Here is a 16,395-nt window from a genome sequence, read left to right as displayed (position 1 = left end):
CCCGGGCACTTGCCGATCAGGAAGAATCGAATTAAATCATTTATCAGCATAATTTAAAAGACTTTTTCATGACAACCGCAGAAACAACCAACACCAACACGACACATATTTCAATTTTTTTGATTTTTATATGTAACATTTTCGGAAAACCAGAAAATCCCATCTCACGCGCACGCCTGATCGCCGCATTGCTGCTCGGCAGCGCGCTGTCGTTTACCCCGGCATACGCCGAACTGCCACGGCACCTGGCGGTTCCGGGCGGCGTTGCCGTAATCGATCTGGGACCAGACAACCGCCCACGCCCACAGGCGTTCCACAACACCAGCCCGCTCGCTGTTGTCGCCCATGCCGGACGCTGGCACGCCCTGCTCGGCATCCCCCTCGATGCCCTGCCGGTTCCGCTGGACGTCACCGTCGCCGACGCGGCGGCGACCAGGACAATCAGCATTCCGGTCGGCACGAAGAACTATCCTGAACAGCGTCTGACCATCAAGGAAAAACGCAAGGTCGAACCTTCACCGGAAGACCTCGCGCGCATCGAGCGCGAGCAGGCGCATACCGCCGAACTGAAACGCCGCTTCAGCACCGGCAACCCCGACACCGGTTTCTCGCGGCCGGCCGACGGTCGTCTGTCATCGCGTTTCGGTCTGCGCCGTTATTTCAACGACCTGCCGCGCAACCCGCACAACGGGCTCGATTTCGCCGCCCCCAGCGGCGCGCCGGTCCGCGCACCGGCCGCTGGCACGGTGATCGACACCGGCGATTATTTCTTCAACGGCAACAGCGTCTTCCTCGATCACGGCCAGGGCCTGATCAGCATCTACATGCACCTGTCGCGCATCGATGTGCAGGTGGGGCAACGCGTTGCCCGCGGCGAACGCCTGGGCGCCGTCGGCGCCACCGGCCGCTCGACCGGGCCGCACCTGCACTGGACGGTCATTCTCAACGATACGCCGGTCGACCCGGAGCTGTTTCTCGCCCGCCCCTGAGGGCCGCGCTTACATGCCGAGCGACTTGAGCAGGTCGTCGTGGTCGTTGGCCGGCGCCTGCACGGCGGCCGGTTTGCCGGCGGAGGCAGCCGCCTGGGCGATCAGTTCGTCGGGGTCGGCCACTTCCTGGGCGTCGAAGTCGAACAGCTTGATGAACTCTGTGCGATCGATCGCCAGTTCGAGGTAGAAGATGTTGTTGCGGCTGGTATAAAAGGTGACCCGGCGCGCTTCCGGCTTGTCCAGATTGGTATCGACACTGAGCATGACCTGCTTGCTGAGCACCAGCATCTTCGGCTGATTCTGGGTGATGTGGGTCTGCAATTCACGTCCGACCTTGCCGGTGAAATTGCCGACGATCTGGTTCATCAGTTCGCCCATCACGTTACTGACTTCATCGGCCGTGTGCGAACTGGCCAACTCATCCTTCGCCATGCCCATGCTCAGGAGATAACTCTCGTAGAGCTCCATCGCCGCCGAGGCGGAGAAGTTGATCACGACCAGGCCGGTGAAACCACCGTCGAAGAGCACGAAACAGCCGATGTCCGGCTTCAGGCAGGTCTTGCTGATGCGCTGGACCATGCCGGAATAACGGATCTGGCTCTGCGTGGCGACATTGAGGACATCGGTCACCGAGTTGCACAGGCTCATCAGGATGTCTTCGGTGCCAAAGACGACAGGTTTGTCTTGTTCGATCATGATTCGGCAAAGTCTCGGTGAATTAACAATATCCGCATATATAGCACAGTCACGGACGACTTGCCGGCCTTCACCTTGATGCCGCATCATGCGCCGTGCGCGAAATCATCCTGGAACTGCATCGCGAGGCCCCTGCCAAGCCCGCCGAAGGCCAGCCCTGCAATGGCTGCGGAGTCTGCTGCGCACTCGAAACCTGTCCGCTCGGCCGCTTGCGCTTCCTGCAACGGCACGGTCCGTGCCCGGCACTGACCTGGTCGGCCGGGGCCGGACGCTATCACTGCGGCCTGCTACTGGCCGCCGGCCCCGACAGCCTGACCGGCCGGCTCTGCGCCCGCTGGATTTCCGCCGGCAGCGGCTGCGACTGTAGCGCCGAAATTCAGTCCTGAGCGATGGCTGCGGTCAGCGCGATTTCGACACGGTATTCCGGTTTCGCCAGCCTGGCCTGCACGCAGGCGCGGGACGGCGCACAGCCTGCCGGCACCCAGACATCCCAGACGGCGTTCATGGCATCGTAGTCGGCCATGTCGGCCAGGTAGATCGTCGCCATGAGCAAATAGCGCTTGTCACTGCCAAGCTGCGCCAGCAAGCGCTCGACGCTGGCCAGCATGTCGGCGGTCTGCTCGGCGATGCCGGCATCGGCCAGCGCAGAAACTTCGACGAGGTAGACGGTGCCGTTGTGCACCACAGCATCGGAATAGCGGCGTGTCGTGCCGTAACGTTGAATCGACATTTCCCGTTCCTGAAAAGCGTGAAGCCCATGCGTTTGAGGCATGGGCTTCGTTTGCTGCCCCCCGACACACCCGGTCGGGGTAACCGGCTTTACGCCGTATGGGGAGTACTACACGGTAATCTCAAGAAATGCTTCCTTTGACAACTGCCATAGAATCTCCTGCAACGCAGCATTGACTGCCACTGCATGCCGGGCTTGCTGCACACTCGACACGGCTTCAGCTTACCACTCTGAAAATAAAAAACCAGCCTGTTTTTTTCTCCAGCAAATTCCCTTACGCCATGTTTGGTCAAACCCGTGCAATCGGCGAGAATGACGGGACTCGCACCACGCCAACGGGATCATGGACAACCTGATCAAGGACACTGCAACGCTGGAGCTTTTCTGCTGGCTCGACGCAGGCGCCGACCTGCCCGGCTGGGACATTCTCAAGGGCAGCCCCTTCGGTGCCACGCTAGCCGCGCCGCAGGGTGGTGCACCGAGCGCCGGCGACCAGTTGCTGTCGGTGCAGAATTATTTCGCCGAGTACCACCTCGAATATTTCCGGCAACGGCGCTACAACCATTTTCCCAGCCGCCTGCATGCCCTGCTGCAGTTCGCCACCCGGACCGACGCGATGACCTTCCGCCACAAGCATCCGGATCGCGTCTTCGGCAAGAACCTCTCCTGCTCGCGGACCAAGGGCGCCTACATCTGCTCCTTTCACGATGCCAGCTGGCTCGATTATTTACGCCTGCCGCACAGCCTGTCGCTCGAAGCGCTCGACGAAGTCGCCGAGCATTACTGGTCGGGACGCACCGTCGAGGAAGTCGGCCTGACCTTCATGAACGAACCCTGGCAGGAGCCGCCGGTGATCGAGGCGCTATACCAGGGCAGCCTCGAACCGGTCTGGGGCCATGAACAATCCGGCTGGCTGCCCGGCTTCAGATAGGAAATCCCATGCGTCGCCTCGTCACCGCCCTGATCATCGTCGTCATCCTGGCCATCGCGGCCTTCTGGCTGAGCCGCCCCAAACCGGTTGCCGTCACCGTCGCCAGCGTCGGCACCGGCACCGTCGAAGCCACGCTGGCCAATACCCGCGCCGGCACGGTCGAGGCCTGCCAGCGCACCAAACTGTCGACCATCGTCGGCGGGCGCATCGAATACCTCGGCGTCAAGGAAGGCGACAAGGTCGAAAAAGGCCAGTTGCTGCTCAAACTCTGGAACGACGACCAGCAGGCCAGTTCGGCACTGGCGTCCGCTCAGGTGACGCTGGCGGCGAAGCGTGCCGAGGAAGTGTGCATTGCCGCGACCAACGCCGAAAAGGAAGCCAGCCGGCAGGCCGAACTGCGCGCCCGCGGCTTCGTCTCGCCCAGCCGCGAGGAAAGCGCCCGCACCGACGCCGAGGTCCGCCGGGCTGCCTGCGCCACAGCGCGGGCCGACATCGCCCAGGCCGAAGCGCGGCTCAAATCGACCCGCGTCGACCAGGGCCGGGTGGCCTTGTACGCCCCCTTTGCCGGCACGGTGGCCAAGATCGTCGGCGAACTGGGCGAATACTCGACGCCGTCACCGCCGGGCGTGCCGACACCGCCGGCAATCGACCTATTCGACGACGCCTGCCTCTACGTCAAGGCGCCGATGGACGAAGTCGATGCACCCAAGATCGCGGTCGGACAACCCGTGCGCATCACCCTCGATGCGCTGCCCGGCAAGGTGCTGGCCGGGACCGTGCGGCGTGTTGCCCCCTACGTCTCGGCCGTGGAAAAGCAGGCGCGCACCGTCGACATTGAAGTCGATTTCGCCAAACCGGACGAAGCCGCCGGCCTGCTGGTCGGCTACAGCGCCGATGTCGAGATCATCCTGGCGACCCGGGAAAACGTCCTGCGCATTCCGACCGCGGCAATTCTGGAAGGCGGCAAGGTGCTGCTGCTGGAAGACGGCAAGCTGGTCGAACGCAGCATCAAGGCCGGGCTCGCCAACTGGGAACACACCGAGATCAGCGAAGGCCTGCAGGCCGGCGAACGCATCGTCACCTCGCTCGAACGCACGGGCGTCGTCGCCGGCGCCAAGGCGACGGAAGAACAAGCGGCACGCTGAATGGCACTGATCGAACTGTCCGGGATCGAACGCCGGTTCCAGCTCGGCGACACCACGGTACGAGCGCTGGCCGGCCTCGACCTGAGCATCTCGGCCGGCGAATACGTCGCCGTGATGGGTCCGTCCGGCTCGGGCAAATCGACGCTGCTCAACCTGCTCGGCCTGCTCGACCGCCCCAATGCCGGCAGCTACCGGCTGGAAGGGCGCGACGTGACGACCCTGAGCGCCGACGAACAGGCGCAGGTGCGCAGTACGCGCATCGGCTTCGTCTTCCAGAGTTTTCATCTGGTGCCACGCCTGACCGCCGCCGAAAACATCGCCCTGCCGATGATGCTGGCCGGCATCGCACGCAGCGAGCGCGACCGCCGGGTCACCGAGGCACTGAAGAACTTCGGCCTGGACCAGCGCGCCGAGCACAAGCCGGACCAACTCTCCGGCGGCCAGCGTCAGCGCGTCGCCATCGCCCGGGCGACGATCATGCAGCCGGCGCTGATCCTCGCCGACGAACCGACCGGCAACCTCGACCGGCACACCGGCGAGGAAGTGGTCAATCTGCTCGAAGCCCTGAACGCCAGCGGCGTCACCCTGGTCATCGTGACCCACGACCCGCAGATGGGCGAACGCGCCCGCCGCCAGCTGGTCATGGAAGACGGGCGCCTCAAGCACGACAGCGCCGCGCATGCGCCTGCCTGACATCCTGCGTTTCGCCCGCGACGCCGCCACCGGCTACCCGGTGCGCACAGCGCTGTCGGTGCTGGCGATGGCCATCGGCGTCGCCGCCGTGGTGCTGCTGACGGCACTCGGCGACGGTGCCCGACGTTACGTCGTCGGCCAGTTCTCGTCGCTCGGCAGCAACCTCGTCATCATCCTGCCCGGGCGCACCGGCACCGGCGGCTTCAACCCGGCGACGGCGATCACCAATACGCCACGCGACCTGACCATTGACGACGCCGGTGCCCTCCGCCGCGCGCCGGCCGTGCACCGCGTCGCCCCGCTCGCCGTCGGCACCTCGGAAATCAACTTCGGCGGCCGGCTGCGCGAAGTCATGGTCGCCGGCACCACGCGCGACTATTTCGCCATCCGCGATTTCGACCTCGCCCAGGGTGACGCGCTGCCCGAGGAAGACTGGAACCGCGGCTCGGCGGTCGCGGTGATCGGCGCCACCATCCGCGCCGAACTGTTCGGCAGCGCGCCGGCGGTCGGCCAGTTGGTGCGCATCGGCGACCGGCGCGTGCGCATCGTCGGCGTCCTCAAGTCGACCGGCCAGGGGCTGGGCATGAATACCGACGAACTGGTCATCGTCCCGGTCGCCTTCGCCCAGGCAATGTTCAACAGCAACACGCTGTTCCGCGTACTGGTCGAGGCGCGCAGCCGCGACGCCATTCCGCAGGCGCGCGACCAGACACTGACGATCCTGACCCAGCGCCATCGCGGCGAGGAAGATGTCACGGTGATCACCCAGGATGCCGTCCTGGCCACCTTCGACAAGCTGCTCGGCGCGCTGACGCTGGCCGTCGCCGGCATTGCCGCGATCAGCCTGGCGGTGGCCGGCATTCTGGTGATGAACGTGATGCTCGTCGCGGTGACACAGCGCACCGGCGAAATCGGCCTGCTCAAGGCGCTCGGCGCGCCGGCGCGAACCATCCGCCTGGCTTTCCTGACTGAAGCGGCGATGCTGTCGGCGGTCGGCGCCCTCCTTGGTTACTTGCTCGGCCAGCTAGGCGCCTTTGCCCTGCGTCAGATCTTCCCGATCTTTCCCGCCTACCCGCCCCACTGGGCGGTGATCGCCGGCCTGTCCACCGCCATCGGCACCGGCCTGCTGTTCGGCTTCCTGCCGGCGCGGCGCGCCGCCCGGCTCGATCCGGCGCAGGCGCTGATGAAGCACTGAGCATGGATCTCCGCGACGCCATCCGCCTTGCCGCCCGCGCCGTCACCGCGCAGCGCCTACGCAGCTTCCTGACGCTGCTCGGCATCGCCGTCGGCATTGCCTCGGTGATCCTGCTCACCTCGATCGGCGAGGGCATCCATCGCTATGTACTGGGCGAATTCAGCCAGTTCGGCACCAACGTCGTGACCATCGCCCCGGGCAAAACGAAAACCGGCGGCGCCCCCTCCGGCCTGCCGTCGAGCGCCCGCCCGCTGACGCTGGAGGATGCGCAATCGCTGGCCCGCCTGCCGCATGTCGTCGCGGTGACGCCGAACATCAAGGGCAATGCCGAAATCCAGGGCAACGGGCGCACCCGACGCACGCTGATCTCCGGCGTCAGCGCCGATTCCGCCGCCGCCTTCCGCCTGGCCGCACGCAGCGGCCAGTACCTGCCCGCCGACGATGCCGGCAATGCGCGTGCCTTCGTCGTCCTCGGCGCCAAGCTGAAGGAAGAACTGTTCGGCGCCGACAACGCGCTCGGCCAGCGCATCCGCATCGGTGGCCTGCAGTTCCGCGTGATCGGCATCATGGAAGCCAAGGGCCAGTTCCTCGGCATCGACCTCGACGACACCGCCTTCATCCCCGCCGCCCGCGCCCAGGAACTGTTCAATCGCGAGGGCGTGGACGAAATCAATGTCGCCGTCGCCGAGAACGCCCCGTCGGCGGCGGTCGCCAGCCAGATCCGCCGGCACCTGATCGAACGCCACGGCCGCGAGGACTTCACCATCGTCACCCAGGAAGAAATGCTGAAGACGCTGTCCAACATCCTCAACGTGCTGACCCTGGCCGTCGGCGCGCTCGGCGGCATTTCGCTGCTGGTCGGCGGCGTCGGCATCGTCACCATCATGACCATCGCCGTCACCGAGCGAACCGGCGAAATCGGCCTGCTGGTCGCCCTCGGCGCCCGCCGGCGCACCATCCTCGGGCTGTTTCTCGGCGAAGCCATCGCCCTCTCGGCGCTGGGCGGAGCGCTCGGCTTGCTGCTCGGCATCGGCCTGGCGCAGCTGATCCACCTGCTGGTGCCGGCGCTGCCGGTGCACACGCCGCTCAGTTTCGTCCTGCTCGCCGAGGGTATCGCCATCGCCATCGGCCTCGCCGCCGGCGTGCTGCCCGCCCGGCGCGCTGCCGGACTCGATCCGGTTGAAGCCCTGCGCACCGAGTGACAGCCATACGCTGACGTATGTTAGAGTTTATTTTTCTGCCGCAACCACTTCGATAAAGAATCAGGAGTCACAGCATGACCTATCACATCGACCAACTGCACCCCGGCATGTCCGCGAGCACTTCCAAGACCGTGACCGAAGCCGACATCATCCTGTTCGCCGGCATCTCGACCGACGTCAATCCGGCCCACCTCGACGAGGAATACTGCAAGGGCACGATGTTCGGCACCCGCATCGCGCACGGCATGCTGTCGGCCGGCTTCATCTCGGCGACGCTGGCCAACAAGCTGCCCGGGCCCGGCACCATCTACCTGTCGCAGACGCTGAAGTTCAAGGCCCCGGTCAAGCCGGGCGACACCGTTACCGCCACGGTCACCGTGCGCGAGGTCAACACCGCCAAGAACCGCGTCATCCTCGACACCGTGTGCACGGTTGCCGGCAAGACCGTGATCGAAGGCGAATGCCTGATGATGCCGCCGGTGCGTAGCGCCGCACCGACCGGCACCGTCTGAGCTGACAGCCGACTCGTTCAAAGCAAAAAACGCCGGCAAATTGCCGGCGTTTTCGTTGCTGTGCCTTATGTGCTGAAAAGCTTAAAACGCTTCGTCAGCGCGCAGGAAACGCCACTGCCCCATGGGCAGGTCGCCGAGGCGGATGCGGCCGATGCGCACACGCTTCAGGCCGACCACCTTGAGACCGACCAGTTCGCACATGCGACGGATCTGGCGCTTCTTGCCTTCCTTGAGGATGAAGTGCAGCTGGTCCTCGTTCAATTGCTTGACCCAGGCCGGCTTCAACGGCTTGCCGTCAAGTTCCAGGCCGTGGCGCAGCAGTTCGAGGCCGCCCTTGATCATCTCGCCGGAGACGCGCACCAGGTATTCCTTCTCGGCATCGCTGTCCTCGCCGATCAGACGCTTGGCGACACGACCGTCACTGGTCAGCACCAGCAGGCCGGTCGAATCGACGTCGAGCCGGCCGGCCGGCGCCAGGCCGCGCAGCATCCACGGCTTGAACTCGGGACCGCCCGATTGCGGCACCTGGTTTTCTGCGGTGATCAGCGTCACCGCCGGAATGCAGCCCGGCTCAGGCTGACCGGAAACATAACCGACCGGCTTGTGCAGCAGGATGGTGACCGCCTTGGCCTGATCCTTCTTGGCCTCGGTCGAGACTTCGATGCGCGCATCCGGATCGATGCGCGAACCGAGTTCGCTGACCTGCTCGCCATTGACGAAAACCCAGCCGCGCTCGATCCACAGATCGGCCTCGCGCCGAGAGCACATGCCGCGTTCGGACATCACCTTGGACAAGCGCGTCCCTTCGGGTGGCGGGCCGGAGCGGACCACCGGCGCCGCCGCCTTTTTCACCGGCCGGGCCGCCGGACGCTCAACCGGCGCCGCAGCCGCCATCGGCTTGCGTACCGGCGAACCGCCGCGCAAGGGCGTGCGTCTTCCGGGTGCCTCGGAGCGCAGGCCAGCCTTCACGCCCAAGGTACCGGCCGGCTTGGTTTTCACCTCTGCCTTGACCTCCAGGTCGGCCGTACCCTCATCCGCTGGCCGCTTGTCGGCCTCCGGGCGTTCCGGCGTTTTGGCCGGCCGTGCTCGCGCCGGTACGGATTTTTCCGGGACAGGCGGTTCCGCTTTCTCGGCGGCAGGCGCGGCCGAACCGGCCGGCTGGCGCCACTTGGCCCAGGGATCGTCAGCCTGGGTCATTGCAGATCGAGGAGTTCGACCTCGAAGACCAGCGTTGCATTCGGCGGGATGACGCCGCCAGCGCCACGGGCGCCGTAACCGAGGTGAGCCGGGATGGTCAGCTTGCGGGTGCCGCCGATCTTCATGCCCTGGACGCCTTCGTCCCAGCCCTTGATGACATGGCCCTGGCCGAGCGGAAACTGGAAGGGGTCGTTGCGATCCTTGCTCGAATCGAACTTGCTGCCGTCGGTCAGCCAGCCGGTGTAGTGCACGGTGACGAAAGCGCCGGCGGCGGCGACAGCACCGCTGCCTTCAACGGTGTCTTCGTAGATCAGGCCGGAGGCCGTGGTGATTTCAGCCATGAGATGCTCCTTTGCGAAAGGCCGAAATTCTAGCACAAGCCCTTGAAAGGCTTTGACTTTCATAAACTTCTACGTATAATGCGCGGTTCTTTGTAGCACCCTTTAGATTTATTTTCGGAGTCCAACCCATGTATGCGGTCATAAAAACCGGCGGCAAGCAGTATCGCGTTTCCGCTGGCCAAAAACTCAAAGTAGAACAGATACCGGCAGACGTTGGCGCAGAAGTTACCCTTGACCAGATCCTCATGGTAGGCGAAGGCGAATCGGTAAAGATCGGCGCCCCCTTCCTTGCTGGCGCCACCGTCAAGTGCACCGTGGTTTCCCACGGCCGCCACGACAAGGTCAAGATCTTCAAGATGCGCCGTCGCAAGCACTACCAGAAGCGTCAGGGCCATCGTCAGAACTACACCGAACTGCGCATCGACACGATCGCTGCCTGAGTTCAGAGAAGGAGCTAGCAAATGGCACACAAAAAAGCAGGCGGCAGTTCGCGTAACGGCCGCGACTCACAGGCACAACGACTCGGCGTCAAGCGCTACGGCGGTCAATTCGTTCTCGCCGGCAACATCATCGTTCGCCAGCGCGGTACCGAATTCCACGCCGGTGAAAACGTCGGCATGGGCAAGGACCACACCCTGTTCGCGCTGAAGGATGGCACCATCCAGTTCGCCATCAAGGGCGAAAAGAAGCGCCGCACGGTCACCATCGTTCCGGCTGCCGAATAATTCGGACCGGCGGAACCCAGAAGCCCTATCCGCCGGATAGGGCTTTTTAATTTTCAGAGGCGGAAAGCATGAAGTTCATTGACGAAGCAAAGATCTACGTTAAAGCCGGCGACGGCGGCAACGGCATCGCCACCTTCCGCCGCGAAAAATACATCCCGATGGGTGGCCCCAACGGCGGCGATGGCGGTCGTGGCGGCAGCGTCTACGTAATCGCCGACCGCAACATCAACACCCTGGTCGATTACCGCTATACCCGCAAGTTCCTCGGCCAGCGCGGCGAGAACGGCGGCAGCGCCGACTGCTACGGCAAGGGCGGCGATGACATCTTCCTGCGCATGCCGGTCGGCACCGTGGTCACCGACCTGAACACCGGCGAAATCCTCGCCGACCTCGACGTTCACGACAAGAAGGTCCTGCTCGCCAAGGGCGGCAAGGGCGGCCTCGGCAACACCCATTTCAAGTCGTCGACCAACCGCGCGCCGCGCCAATGCACCAAGGGCGATCCCGGTGAGGAATTCGAGGTCAGCCTCGAACTGCGCGTACTCGCCGACGTCGGCCTGCTCGGCCTGCCCAACGCCGGCAAGAGCACGCTGATCCGCGCCGTCTCGTCGGCCCGCCCAAAGGTCGCCGACTACCCGTTCACCACGCTGCACCCGAATCTCGGCGTGGTCCGCGTCGGCGCCGAGAAAAGCTTCGTCATGGCTGACGTGCCCGGACTCATCGAAGGTGCCGCCGACGGCGCCGGCCTCGGCATCCGCTTCCTCAAGCACCTGCAGCGCACGCGCATCCTGCTGCACCTGGTCGACATCGCACCGATCGATCCCGATGCCGACCCGGTCAAGGACGCCAAGGCCATCGTCGGCGAATTGGTCAAGCACGACCCGGCGCTGGCCGACAAGCCGCGCTGGCTGGTCCTCAACAAGCTCGACCTGATTCCCGAGGAAGACCGCGAAAAGGCGGTCAAGGATTTCCTCAAGGCCTACAAGAAGGCAACCAAGTACGACGGCCCGGTGTTCCCGATCACCGCCATCACCGGCGACGGCACCAAGCCGCTGATCTACGCGATCCAGGAAGCCCTCGAACAGATGGCCCGCCCGGAAATCGCCGACGACGACGAAGACACGCCTGCCGAGGAACAATGAGCCGCAGCCGCCTCGCTTCTGCCAAACGCCTGGTCGTCAAGGTCGGCTCGGCACTCGTCACCAGCAACGGCAACGGCCTCGACCTCGCCGCCATCGACAGTTGGGCGCGCCAGATCGCCGCGCTGCGCGAACAAGGACGCGAGGTCATCCTCGTCTCCTCCGGCGCCGTCGCCTGCGGTGTCCAGCGCCTGGGCTGGGGCCGCCGGCCGAAGACCGTGCATGAAAAACAGGCCGCTGCCGCCGTCGGCCAGGCCGGCCTGGTCGAAGTCTACGAAGCCGCCTTCAGCAAGCACGGCCTGCACACCGCGCAGATCCTGCTCACCCACGACGACCTCGCCGACCGCAAGCGCTACCTGAACGCCCGCGCCACCCTGAACACCCTGCTCGGCCTCGGCGTCATCCCGATCATCAACGAAAACGACACGGTGATCACCGACGAAATCAAGTTCGGCGACAACGATACGCTGGGCGCCCTGGTCGCCAACCTGCTCGAAGCCGACGCCCTGATCATCCTCACCGACCAGAAGGGCCTGTACACGGCCGACCCGCGCAAGGATCCGGCGGCGACGCTGATCCAGGAGGCCAGCGCCGGCGACCCCACGCTCGAAGCCATGGCCGGTGGCGCCGGTAGCCGCGTCGGCACCGGCGGCATGATCACCAAGGTCATCGCCGCCAAACGCGCAGCACGCAGCGGCGCCGACACCGTCATCGCCAGCGGCCACGAAAACGATCCCATCCTGCGCCTGGCCACCGGCGAGGCACTGGGCACCCTGCTCGTCGCCCAGACGCCGCCCCTGGCCGCACGCAAGCAATGGCTGGCCGACCACCTGCAGCTTGCCGGCCGCCTCGTACTCGACGACGGCGCCGTCAAGGCCTTGAAATCCGGGAAAAGCCTGCTACCGGTCGGCGTCTCGGCCGTTGACGGCGAATTCGAGCGCGGCGCTGCGGTTGCCTGCATCGCCCCCGATGGCCACGAGATCGCCCGCGGCCTGGCCAACTATGGCAGCGGCGAAGCCCGCCTGATCGCCCGCAAGGCGACTCATGAAATCGACGGCATCCTCGGCTACATCGACGAACCGGAAATGATCCACCGGGATAATCTGATCCTGGTCTGAAATCAGGCTGACAACAAAAAACCACGCCAACATGAGCGTGGTTTTTTATTGCCCCGGTCCCGGGTTCGAAGCTTTGATAAGCCCCAATAGAAAACGGTCACCCCGAAGAGTGACCGCTTTCAGTTTTCTAAAACTAGCTAGGCTAGATTAGAAGGTGTGACGCAGACCAACCACAGCACCGCGGCTCTTGCCACCAGCTGCCGGGGTCAAGACACCGGCGTTGGCCAGGTTATCGTTGGAGGTGCTGTTGTAGCCAGCGTAAGCGGTGGTGCGCTTGGACAGGCCGTAGGTGTAAGCAACGGTCCAGGACTTGGAGTCGCTACGAGCGGCGTCACGAGCAGCCTTACCGTAGGCAGCGTGGACATTGCCCTTACCAACCGGAACGACAACGCCCAGTTGATAGATCTTGTCCTTGTCGTTCTGAACGTTGGTGGTGTCCATGGTCTGGTAGCTACCCAGAACCTTGACGACGCCGAAGTCGTAAGAAGCGCCGACCATGTGTTCTTTCTGGTCGTTGAACTGAGCACCGGCAACGTTGTTGGCACCAACGTTACCAACCTTGTGGTAGACGTAGCTGACAGCAACCGGACCGTTGGCGTAGTTCAGACCCAGACCAATCACGCTTTCCCGTTCAGTGTTGTCAACGGTTTCTTCACCGAAACCGTAAGCAGCAACAGCGGAGAAGCCGGAGAAGGTCGGCGAGATGTAAGCAGCGGCGTTGTTCACACGACCAGCGTTGGACGGAGCGATGGTGGCGCCTTGGTCAGCAGCCAGGATGGCTTGCGGGGAGATGGCAGCGGAAGCCAGGGCATCGAACTTGCCGATGTAGTAACCCGGGGTCTGCAGACGACCGGCGACGACGGTACCGAAACCACCGGCCAGACCGACGAAGGACTGACGGGTATTAGTCAGGCCATTGCCACGAGCATCACCAGCGGTAGCAGCACCGTTGATAGCCGCGGTGTTAGGAGCATTCGAGTCAAGGTTGAAAGCCAGTTCGTATTCGAACACAGCCTTCAGGCCATTGCCCAGGTCTTCCGTACCACGGAAGCCAACGCGGGAACCCGACAGGCCGCCGGACTGGATGCCGCTCAGACCATCGGTGCCTTTGGCAGAGAAGTTGCCGTAGTAGGCATCAGCAACACCGTAAACGGTAACGTTGGTTTGCGCGAAAGCAGCGGTAGAAGCCAGGCCAGCGATGGCCAGAGCGATAATCTTCTTTTGCATCAGAAAATCTCCTTAGTGGTTAGTTTTTAACCAGCCTTTCGGGCTGGTTAAGCTTTACCTCTCGGATCGAGAAGTTGTGAAGCATTGTGCTAGCCGCATGTGACAGCGGCAAGACTTAATCCAGCAGCGGGACGAGACATTGTGGCGACTGTTGCATCAACGCAACAACACGTCACCGGAACAGGCGTGCCAGCTCTTCTCCCGGCTCATCCGCACGCATAAAGGCTTCGCCGACGAGGAAGGCGTTGACCGCGTGTTCGCGCATCAGGGCGACATCTTCCGGCTTCAGGATGCCGCTTTCGGTGACCACGATGCGCGCCTGGGGAATCCGCGCCAGCAGGCCGAGGGTGGTGTCGAGGGTGACATCGAAGGTGCGCAGGTTGCGGTTGTTGATGCCGAGCAGCGGCGTCTGCAACTGCAGCGCGGCGTCGAGTTCCTCGCCGTTGTGCACTTCGACCAGCACGGCCATGCCGTAGCTCATGGCCTGGCGCTCCAGCGCCTGCATTTCCGGCAGGCTGAGTGCGGCGGCGATAAGCAGGATGGCGTCGGCGCCCATGGCACGGGCTTCGGCGACCTGCCAGGCATCGACGATGAAGTCCTTGCGCAGCACCGGCAGGCTGCAGGCGGCGCGGGCGGCCTGCAGGTATTCGGGGGCACCCTGGAAATACTGACGGTCGGTCAGCACCGACAGGCAGGCGGCACCGTGAGCGGCGTAGCTGCGGGCGATGTCGGCCGGGCGGAAATCGGCGCGGATGACACCCTTGGACGGGCTGGCCTTCTTGATTTCGGCAATCACGGCAGCTTGGCCGCAGGCGAGCTTGGCGCGGATGGCACCAACGAAATCGCGCGGCGCGGCTTGTTGCGCGGCTTCGGCCTCAAGTGAGGCAAGGGATTTGACGGCCAGACCGGCGGCGATTTCCTCGCGCTTGGTGGCGATGATCTTGTTCAGGATGTCGCTCATGCGGCCCCCAGGCGTTGCGTGCATTCGACGAACTGCGCCAGTTTCGCGCGCGCGGCGCCACTGGCGATGGCTTCGCGCGCCTTGGCGATGCCGTCACCGATGCTGGCGGCGGCGTTGGCGACATAAAGCGCAGCACCGGCGTTGAGGCAGACGATCTCACGGGCGGCACCCGGCTGATTGTCGAGGGCGGCGAGCATCATCGCCTTCGACTCGTCGGCGCTGCCGACGCGCAGGTTCCTGAGCGACATCATCTGCAAGCCGAAGTCTTCCGGGTGCACTTCGTATTCGCGGACTTCGCCGTCCTTCAACTCACCGATCAGCGTCGTCGCGCCGAGCGAGATTTCGTCGAGGTTGTCCTTGCCGTGCACGACCAGCACGCGCTCGGCACCGAGGCGCTGCATGACGCGGACCTGGATGCCGACCAGGTCGGGATGAAAGACGCCCATCAGCGTGTTCGGGGCGGCGGCCGGGTTGGTCAGCGGGCCGAGGATGTTGAAGATGGTACGCACGCCCATTTCGCGGCGGACCGGCGCGACATGCTTCATCGCGCTGTGATGGTTGGGCGCGAACATGAAGCCGATGCCGCACTGCTCGATGCAGGCAGCAACCTTTTCCGGCGTCAGATTGATGTTGGCACCAAGCGCCTCGAGCACGTCGGCACTGCCCGAACTCGACGAGACACTGCGCCCGCCGTGCTTGGCGACCTTGGCACCGGCAGCGGCGGCGACGAAGATCGAGGTGGTGGAGATATTGAAGCTGTGCGCGGCGTCACCGCCGGTGCCGACGATATCGACGAAGTGCTTGTCGTAGGGCACCTTGACCGGCGTCGCCAGCTCGCGCATGACGCTGGCGGCGGCGGCGATCTCGCCGATGGTTTCCTTCTTGACGCGCAGTCCGGTGACGATGGCGGCGATCATCACCGGCGAGACTTCGCCGCTCATGATCTGGCGCATCAGCGAGACCATTTCGTCGTGGAAGATTTCGCGATGCTCGATGACGCGCTGGAGGGCGGCTTGCGGGGTCATGGGCGATGCTCCTCGAGGAAGTTGTTCAACAGATCGTGACCGCGTTCGGTCAGGATCGATTCCGGGTGGAACTGGACGCCTTCGACGGCCAGCGTCTTGTGACGTACGCCCATGATCTCGCCGTCCTCGGTCCACGCCGTGATGTCCAGACAATCGGGCAGGCTGGCCCGCTCGATGGCCAGCGAGTGGTAGCGGGTGCAGGTCAGCGGATTGGGCAGGTTGCGGAAGACGCCCTCGTTCTTGTGGTGCACCGGCGACACCTTGCCGTGCATCAGCGTCCTGGCGTGCACGATGCGCCCGCCGAAGGCTTCGCCAATCGACTGGTGGCCGAGGCAGACGCCGAGCAGCGGAATCTTGCCGGCGAACTCCTTGATCGCCGCCAGCGACACCCCGGCCTGCGCCGGCGCGCAAGGGCCGGGCGAAATGACCAGGTAGTCGGGCCTGACACGGGCAATCTCGGCCAGCGTGATGGCGTCGTTGCGGAAGACTTTCACCTCCTGGCCGAGTTCGCCGAAATACTGGACCAGGTTGTAGGTGAAGCTGTCGTAGTTGTCGATCATCAATAACAT

At 64.3% G+C, this 16,395-nt stretch carries 20 protein-coding genes; 12 read left to right on the top strand and 8 right to left on the bottom strand.

Features of this window, described 5'->3' with window-relative positions; genetic code table 11:
- Positions 1–188 precede the first annotated feature (188 nt).
- Positions 189–989, top strand: a complete 801-nt coding sequence (locus Q0799_RS11625) for a M23 family metallopeptidase (RefSeq protein ID WP_298398494.1) — start codon at positions 189–191, stop codon at positions 987–989.
- 9 nt (positions 990–998) lie between these two features.
- Here Q0799_RS11625 and Q0799_RS11620 read toward each other — a convergent pair whose 3' ends face one another.
- Complete coding sequence (locus Q0799_RS11620; RefSeq protein WP_298398492.1) at positions 999–1,685, bottom strand: DUF3334 family protein; 687 nt, start codon at positions 1,683–1,685, stop codon at positions 999–1,001.
- 95 nt (positions 1,686–1,780) lie between these two features.
- Here Q0799_RS11620 and Q0799_RS11615 point away from each other — a divergent pair, with 95 nt between their 5' ends.
- Positions 1,781–2,071, top strand: coding sequence for a hypothetical protein (locus Q0799_RS11615; RefSeq protein WP_298398490.1), 291 nt, complete (start codon positions 1,781–1,783; stop codon positions 2,069–2,071).
- Here the strand turns inward: Q0799_RS11615 and Q0799_RS11610 are convergent.
- A complete protein-coding gene (locus Q0799_RS11610) occupies positions 2,062–2,415 on the bottom strand; it encodes a RidA family protein (protein ID WP_298398488.1) in 354 nt (117 codons plus the stop codon). The two genes, Q0799_RS11615 and Q0799_RS11610, sit on opposite strands and share 10 nt — an antisense overlap.
- A 343-nt stretch (positions 2,416–2,758) precedes the next feature.
- On the opposite strand from Q0799_RS11610, the gene Q0799_RS11605 reads away from it, so the two are divergent.
- The 6 genes from Q0799_RS11605 (at position 2,759) to Q0799_RS11580 (ending at position 8,093) form a co-directional block, all read left to right on the top strand.
- Complete coding sequence (locus Q0799_RS11605) at positions 2,759–3,346, top strand: hypothetical protein (protein WP_028994370.1); 588 nt, start codon at positions 2,759–2,761, stop codon at positions 3,344–3,346.
- An 8-nt stretch (positions 3,347–3,354) separates the two neighbouring features.
- Complete coding sequence (locus Q0799_RS11600) at positions 3,355–4,491, top strand: efflux RND transporter periplasmic adaptor subunit (RefSeq protein ID WP_298398485.1); 1,137 nt, start codon at positions 3,355–3,357, stop codon at positions 4,489–4,491.
- Positions 4,492–5,184, top strand: coding sequence for an ABC transporter ATP-binding protein (locus Q0799_RS11595; protein WP_298398483.1), 693 nt, complete (start codon positions 4,492–4,494; stop codon positions 5,182–5,184). It abuts the gene before it with no gap.
- On the top strand, positions 5,171–6,379 hold the full coding sequence (locus Q0799_RS11590; RefSeq protein ID WP_298398481.1) for an ABC transporter permease: 1,209 nt from the start codon (positions 5,171–5,173) through the stop codon (positions 6,377–6,379). Before Q0799_RS11595 ends, Q0799_RS11590 begins: the two co-directional genes overlap by 14 nt.
- A gap of 2 nt (positions 6,380–6,381) precedes the next feature.
- On the top strand, positions 6,382–7,581 hold the full coding sequence (locus Q0799_RS11585; RefSeq protein ID WP_298398479.1) for an ABC transporter permease: 1,200 nt from the start codon (positions 6,382–6,384) through the stop codon (positions 7,579–7,581).
- Positions 7,582–7,655: 74 nt separating this feature from the next.
- Positions 7,656–8,093 carry a MaoC family dehydratase gene (locus tag Q0799_RS11580; RefSeq protein WP_028994365.1) on the top strand — a complete coding sequence of 146 codons (438 nt, stop codon included), beginning with the start codon at positions 7,656–7,658 and terminating at the stop codon, positions 8,091–8,093.
- A gap of 81 nt (positions 8,094–8,174) precedes the next feature.
- On the opposite strand, the gene Q0799_RS11575 is transcribed toward Q0799_RS11580, so the two are convergent.
- Positions 8,175–9,290 (bottom strand): pseudouridine synthase, encoded by a 1,116-nt coding sequence (locus Q0799_RS11575; protein ID WP_298398477.1) that lies wholly within the window; start codon positions 9,288–9,290, stop codon positions 8,175–8,177.
- Positions 9,287–9,631 carry an FKBP-type peptidyl-prolyl cis-trans isomerase gene (locus Q0799_RS11570; protein WP_028994363.1) on the bottom strand — a complete coding sequence of 115 codons (345 nt, stop codon included), beginning with the start codon at positions 9,629–9,631 and terminating at the stop codon, positions 9,287–9,289. The genes Q0799_RS11575 and Q0799_RS11570 overlap by 4 nt, the downstream gene beginning before the upstream one ends.
- A gap of 128 nt (positions 9,632–9,759) precedes the next feature.
- Here Q0799_RS11570 and rplU point away from each other — a divergent pair, with 128 nt between their 5' ends.
- From rplU to proB, 4 genes are all read left to right on the top strand, one after another.
- On the top strand, positions 9,760–10,071 hold the full coding sequence (gene rplU / locus Q0799_RS11565; protein WP_011289195.1) for a 50S ribosomal protein L21: 312 nt from the start codon (positions 9,760–9,762) through the stop codon (positions 10,069–10,071).
- A gap of 21 nt (positions 10,072–10,092) precedes the next feature.
- Complete coding sequence (rpmA, locus tag Q0799_RS11560; RefSeq protein WP_076092045.1) at positions 10,093–10,356, top strand: 50S ribosomal protein L27; 264 nt, start codon at positions 10,093–10,095, stop codon at positions 10,354–10,356.
- Between the two features lie 68 nt (positions 10,357–10,424).
- The gene (cgtA, locus tag Q0799_RS11555) at positions 10,425–11,498 is read left to right on the top strand and encodes an Obg family GTPase CgtA (protein WP_028994361.1); all 1,074 of its coding nucleotides are present in this window, start codon (positions 10,425–10,427) and stop codon (positions 11,496–11,498) included.
- Entirely contained in the window at positions 11,495–12,613 is a 1,119-nt protein-coding gene (gene proB, locus Q0799_RS11550) for a glutamate 5-kinase (protein WP_298398470.1), read from the top strand. Before cgtA ends, proB begins: the two co-directional genes overlap by 4 nt.
- Before the next feature lie 147 nt (positions 12,614–12,760).
- On the opposite strand, the gene Q0799_RS11545 is transcribed toward proB, so the two are convergent.
- From Q0799_RS11545 to Q0799_RS11530, 4 genes are all read right to left on the bottom strand, one after another.
- Positions 12,761–13,840: a porin gene (locus Q0799_RS11545; protein WP_298398468.1), complete on the bottom strand. Its 1,080-nt coding sequence runs from the start codon at positions 13,838–13,840 to the stop codon at positions 12,761–12,763.
- Between the two features lie 172 nt (positions 13,841–14,012).
- Positions 14,013–14,801: an indole-3-glycerol phosphate synthase TrpC gene (trpC, locus tag Q0799_RS11540; RefSeq protein ID WP_298398466.1), complete on the bottom strand. Its 789-nt coding sequence runs from the start codon at positions 14,799–14,801 to the stop codon at positions 14,013–14,015.
- A complete protein-coding gene (gene trpD / locus Q0799_RS11535) occupies positions 14,798–15,826 on the bottom strand; it encodes an anthranilate phosphoribosyltransferase (protein WP_298398464.1) in 1,029 nt (342 codons plus the stop codon). Before trpD ends, trpC begins: the two co-directional genes overlap by 4 nt.
- On the bottom strand, positions 15,823–16,395 hold the full coding sequence (locus Q0799_RS11530; protein WP_298398463.1) for an aminodeoxychorismate/anthranilate synthase component II: 573 nt from the start codon (positions 16,393–16,395) through the stop codon (positions 15,823–15,825). Before Q0799_RS11530 ends, trpD begins: the two co-directional genes overlap by 4 nt.

The organism is uncultured Azonexus sp. (genome assembly GCF_937982035.1).
GTDB lineage: Bacteria > Pseudomonadota > Gammaproteobacteria > Burkholderiales > Rhodocyclaceae > Azonexus.
This window is presented reverse-complemented; position numbering and strand designations above follow the sequence as displayed.

Coding starts and splice junctions, on each gene's coding strand:
- Q0799_RS11620 (WP_298398492.1), bottom strand. CDS start 1,685: ATGATCGAACAAGACAAACCTGTCGTCTTTGGCACCGAAGACATCCTG.
- Q0799_RS11610 (WP_298398488.1), bottom strand. CDS start 2,415: ATGTCGATTCAACGTTACGGCACGACACGCCGCTATTCCGATGCTGTG.
- Q0799_RS11605 (WP_028994370.1), top strand. CDS start 2,759: ATGGACAACCTGATCAAGGACACTGCAACGCTGGAGCTTTTCTGCTGG.
- Q0799_RS11600 (WP_298398485.1), top strand. CDS start 3,355: ATGCGTCGCCTCGTCACCGCCCTGATCATCGTCGTCATCCTGGCCATC.
- Q0799_RS11595 (WP_298398483.1), top strand. CDS start 4,492: ATGGCACTGATCGAACTGTCCGGGATCGAACGCCGGTTCCAGCTCGGC.
- Q0799_RS11590 (WP_298398481.1), top strand. CDS start 5,171: ATGCGCCTGCCTGACATCCTGCGTTTCGCCCGCGACGCCGCCACCGGC.
- Q0799_RS11585 (WP_298398479.1), top strand. CDS start 6,382: ATGGATCTCCGCGACGCCATCCGCCTTGCCGCCCGCGCCGTCACCGCG.
- Q0799_RS11580 (WP_028994365.1), top strand. CDS start 7,656: ATGACCTATCACATCGACCAACTGCACCCCGGCATGTCCGCGAGCACT.
- Q0799_RS11575 (WP_298398477.1), bottom strand. CDS start 9,290: ATGACCCAGGCTGACGATCCCTGGGCCAAGTGGCGCCAGCCGGCCGGT.
- Q0799_RS11570 (WP_028994363.1), bottom strand. CDS start 9,631: ATGGCTGAAATCACCACGGCCTCCGGCCTGATCTACGAAGACACCGTT.
- rplU (WP_011289195.1), top strand. CDS start 9,760: ATGTATGCGGTCATAAAAACCGGCGGCAAGCAGTATCGCGTTTCCGCT.
- rpmA (WP_076092045.1), top strand. CDS start 10,093: ATGGCACACAAAAAAGCAGGCGGCAGTTCGCGTAACGGCCGCGACTCA.
- cgtA (WP_028994361.1), top strand. CDS start 10,425: ATGAAGTTCATTGACGAAGCAAAGATCTACGTTAAAGCCGGCGACGGC.
- proB (WP_298398470.1), top strand. CDS start 11,495: ATGAGCCGCAGCCGCCTCGCTTCTGCCAAACGCCTGGTCGTCAAGGTC.
- Q0799_RS11545 (WP_298398468.1), bottom strand. CDS start 13,840: ATGCAAAAGAAGATTATCGCTCTGGCCATCGCTGGCCTGGCTTCTACC.
- trpC (WP_298398466.1), bottom strand. CDS start 14,801: ATGAGCGACATCCTGAACAAGATCATCGCCACCAAGCGCGAGGAAATC.
- trpD (WP_298398464.1), bottom strand. CDS start 15,826: ATGACCCCGCAAGCCGCCCTCCAGCGCGTCATCGAGCATCGCGAAATC.
- Q0799_RS11530 (WP_298398463.1), bottom strand. CDS start 16,395: ATGTTATTGATGATCGACAACTACGACAGCTTCACCTACAACCTGGTC.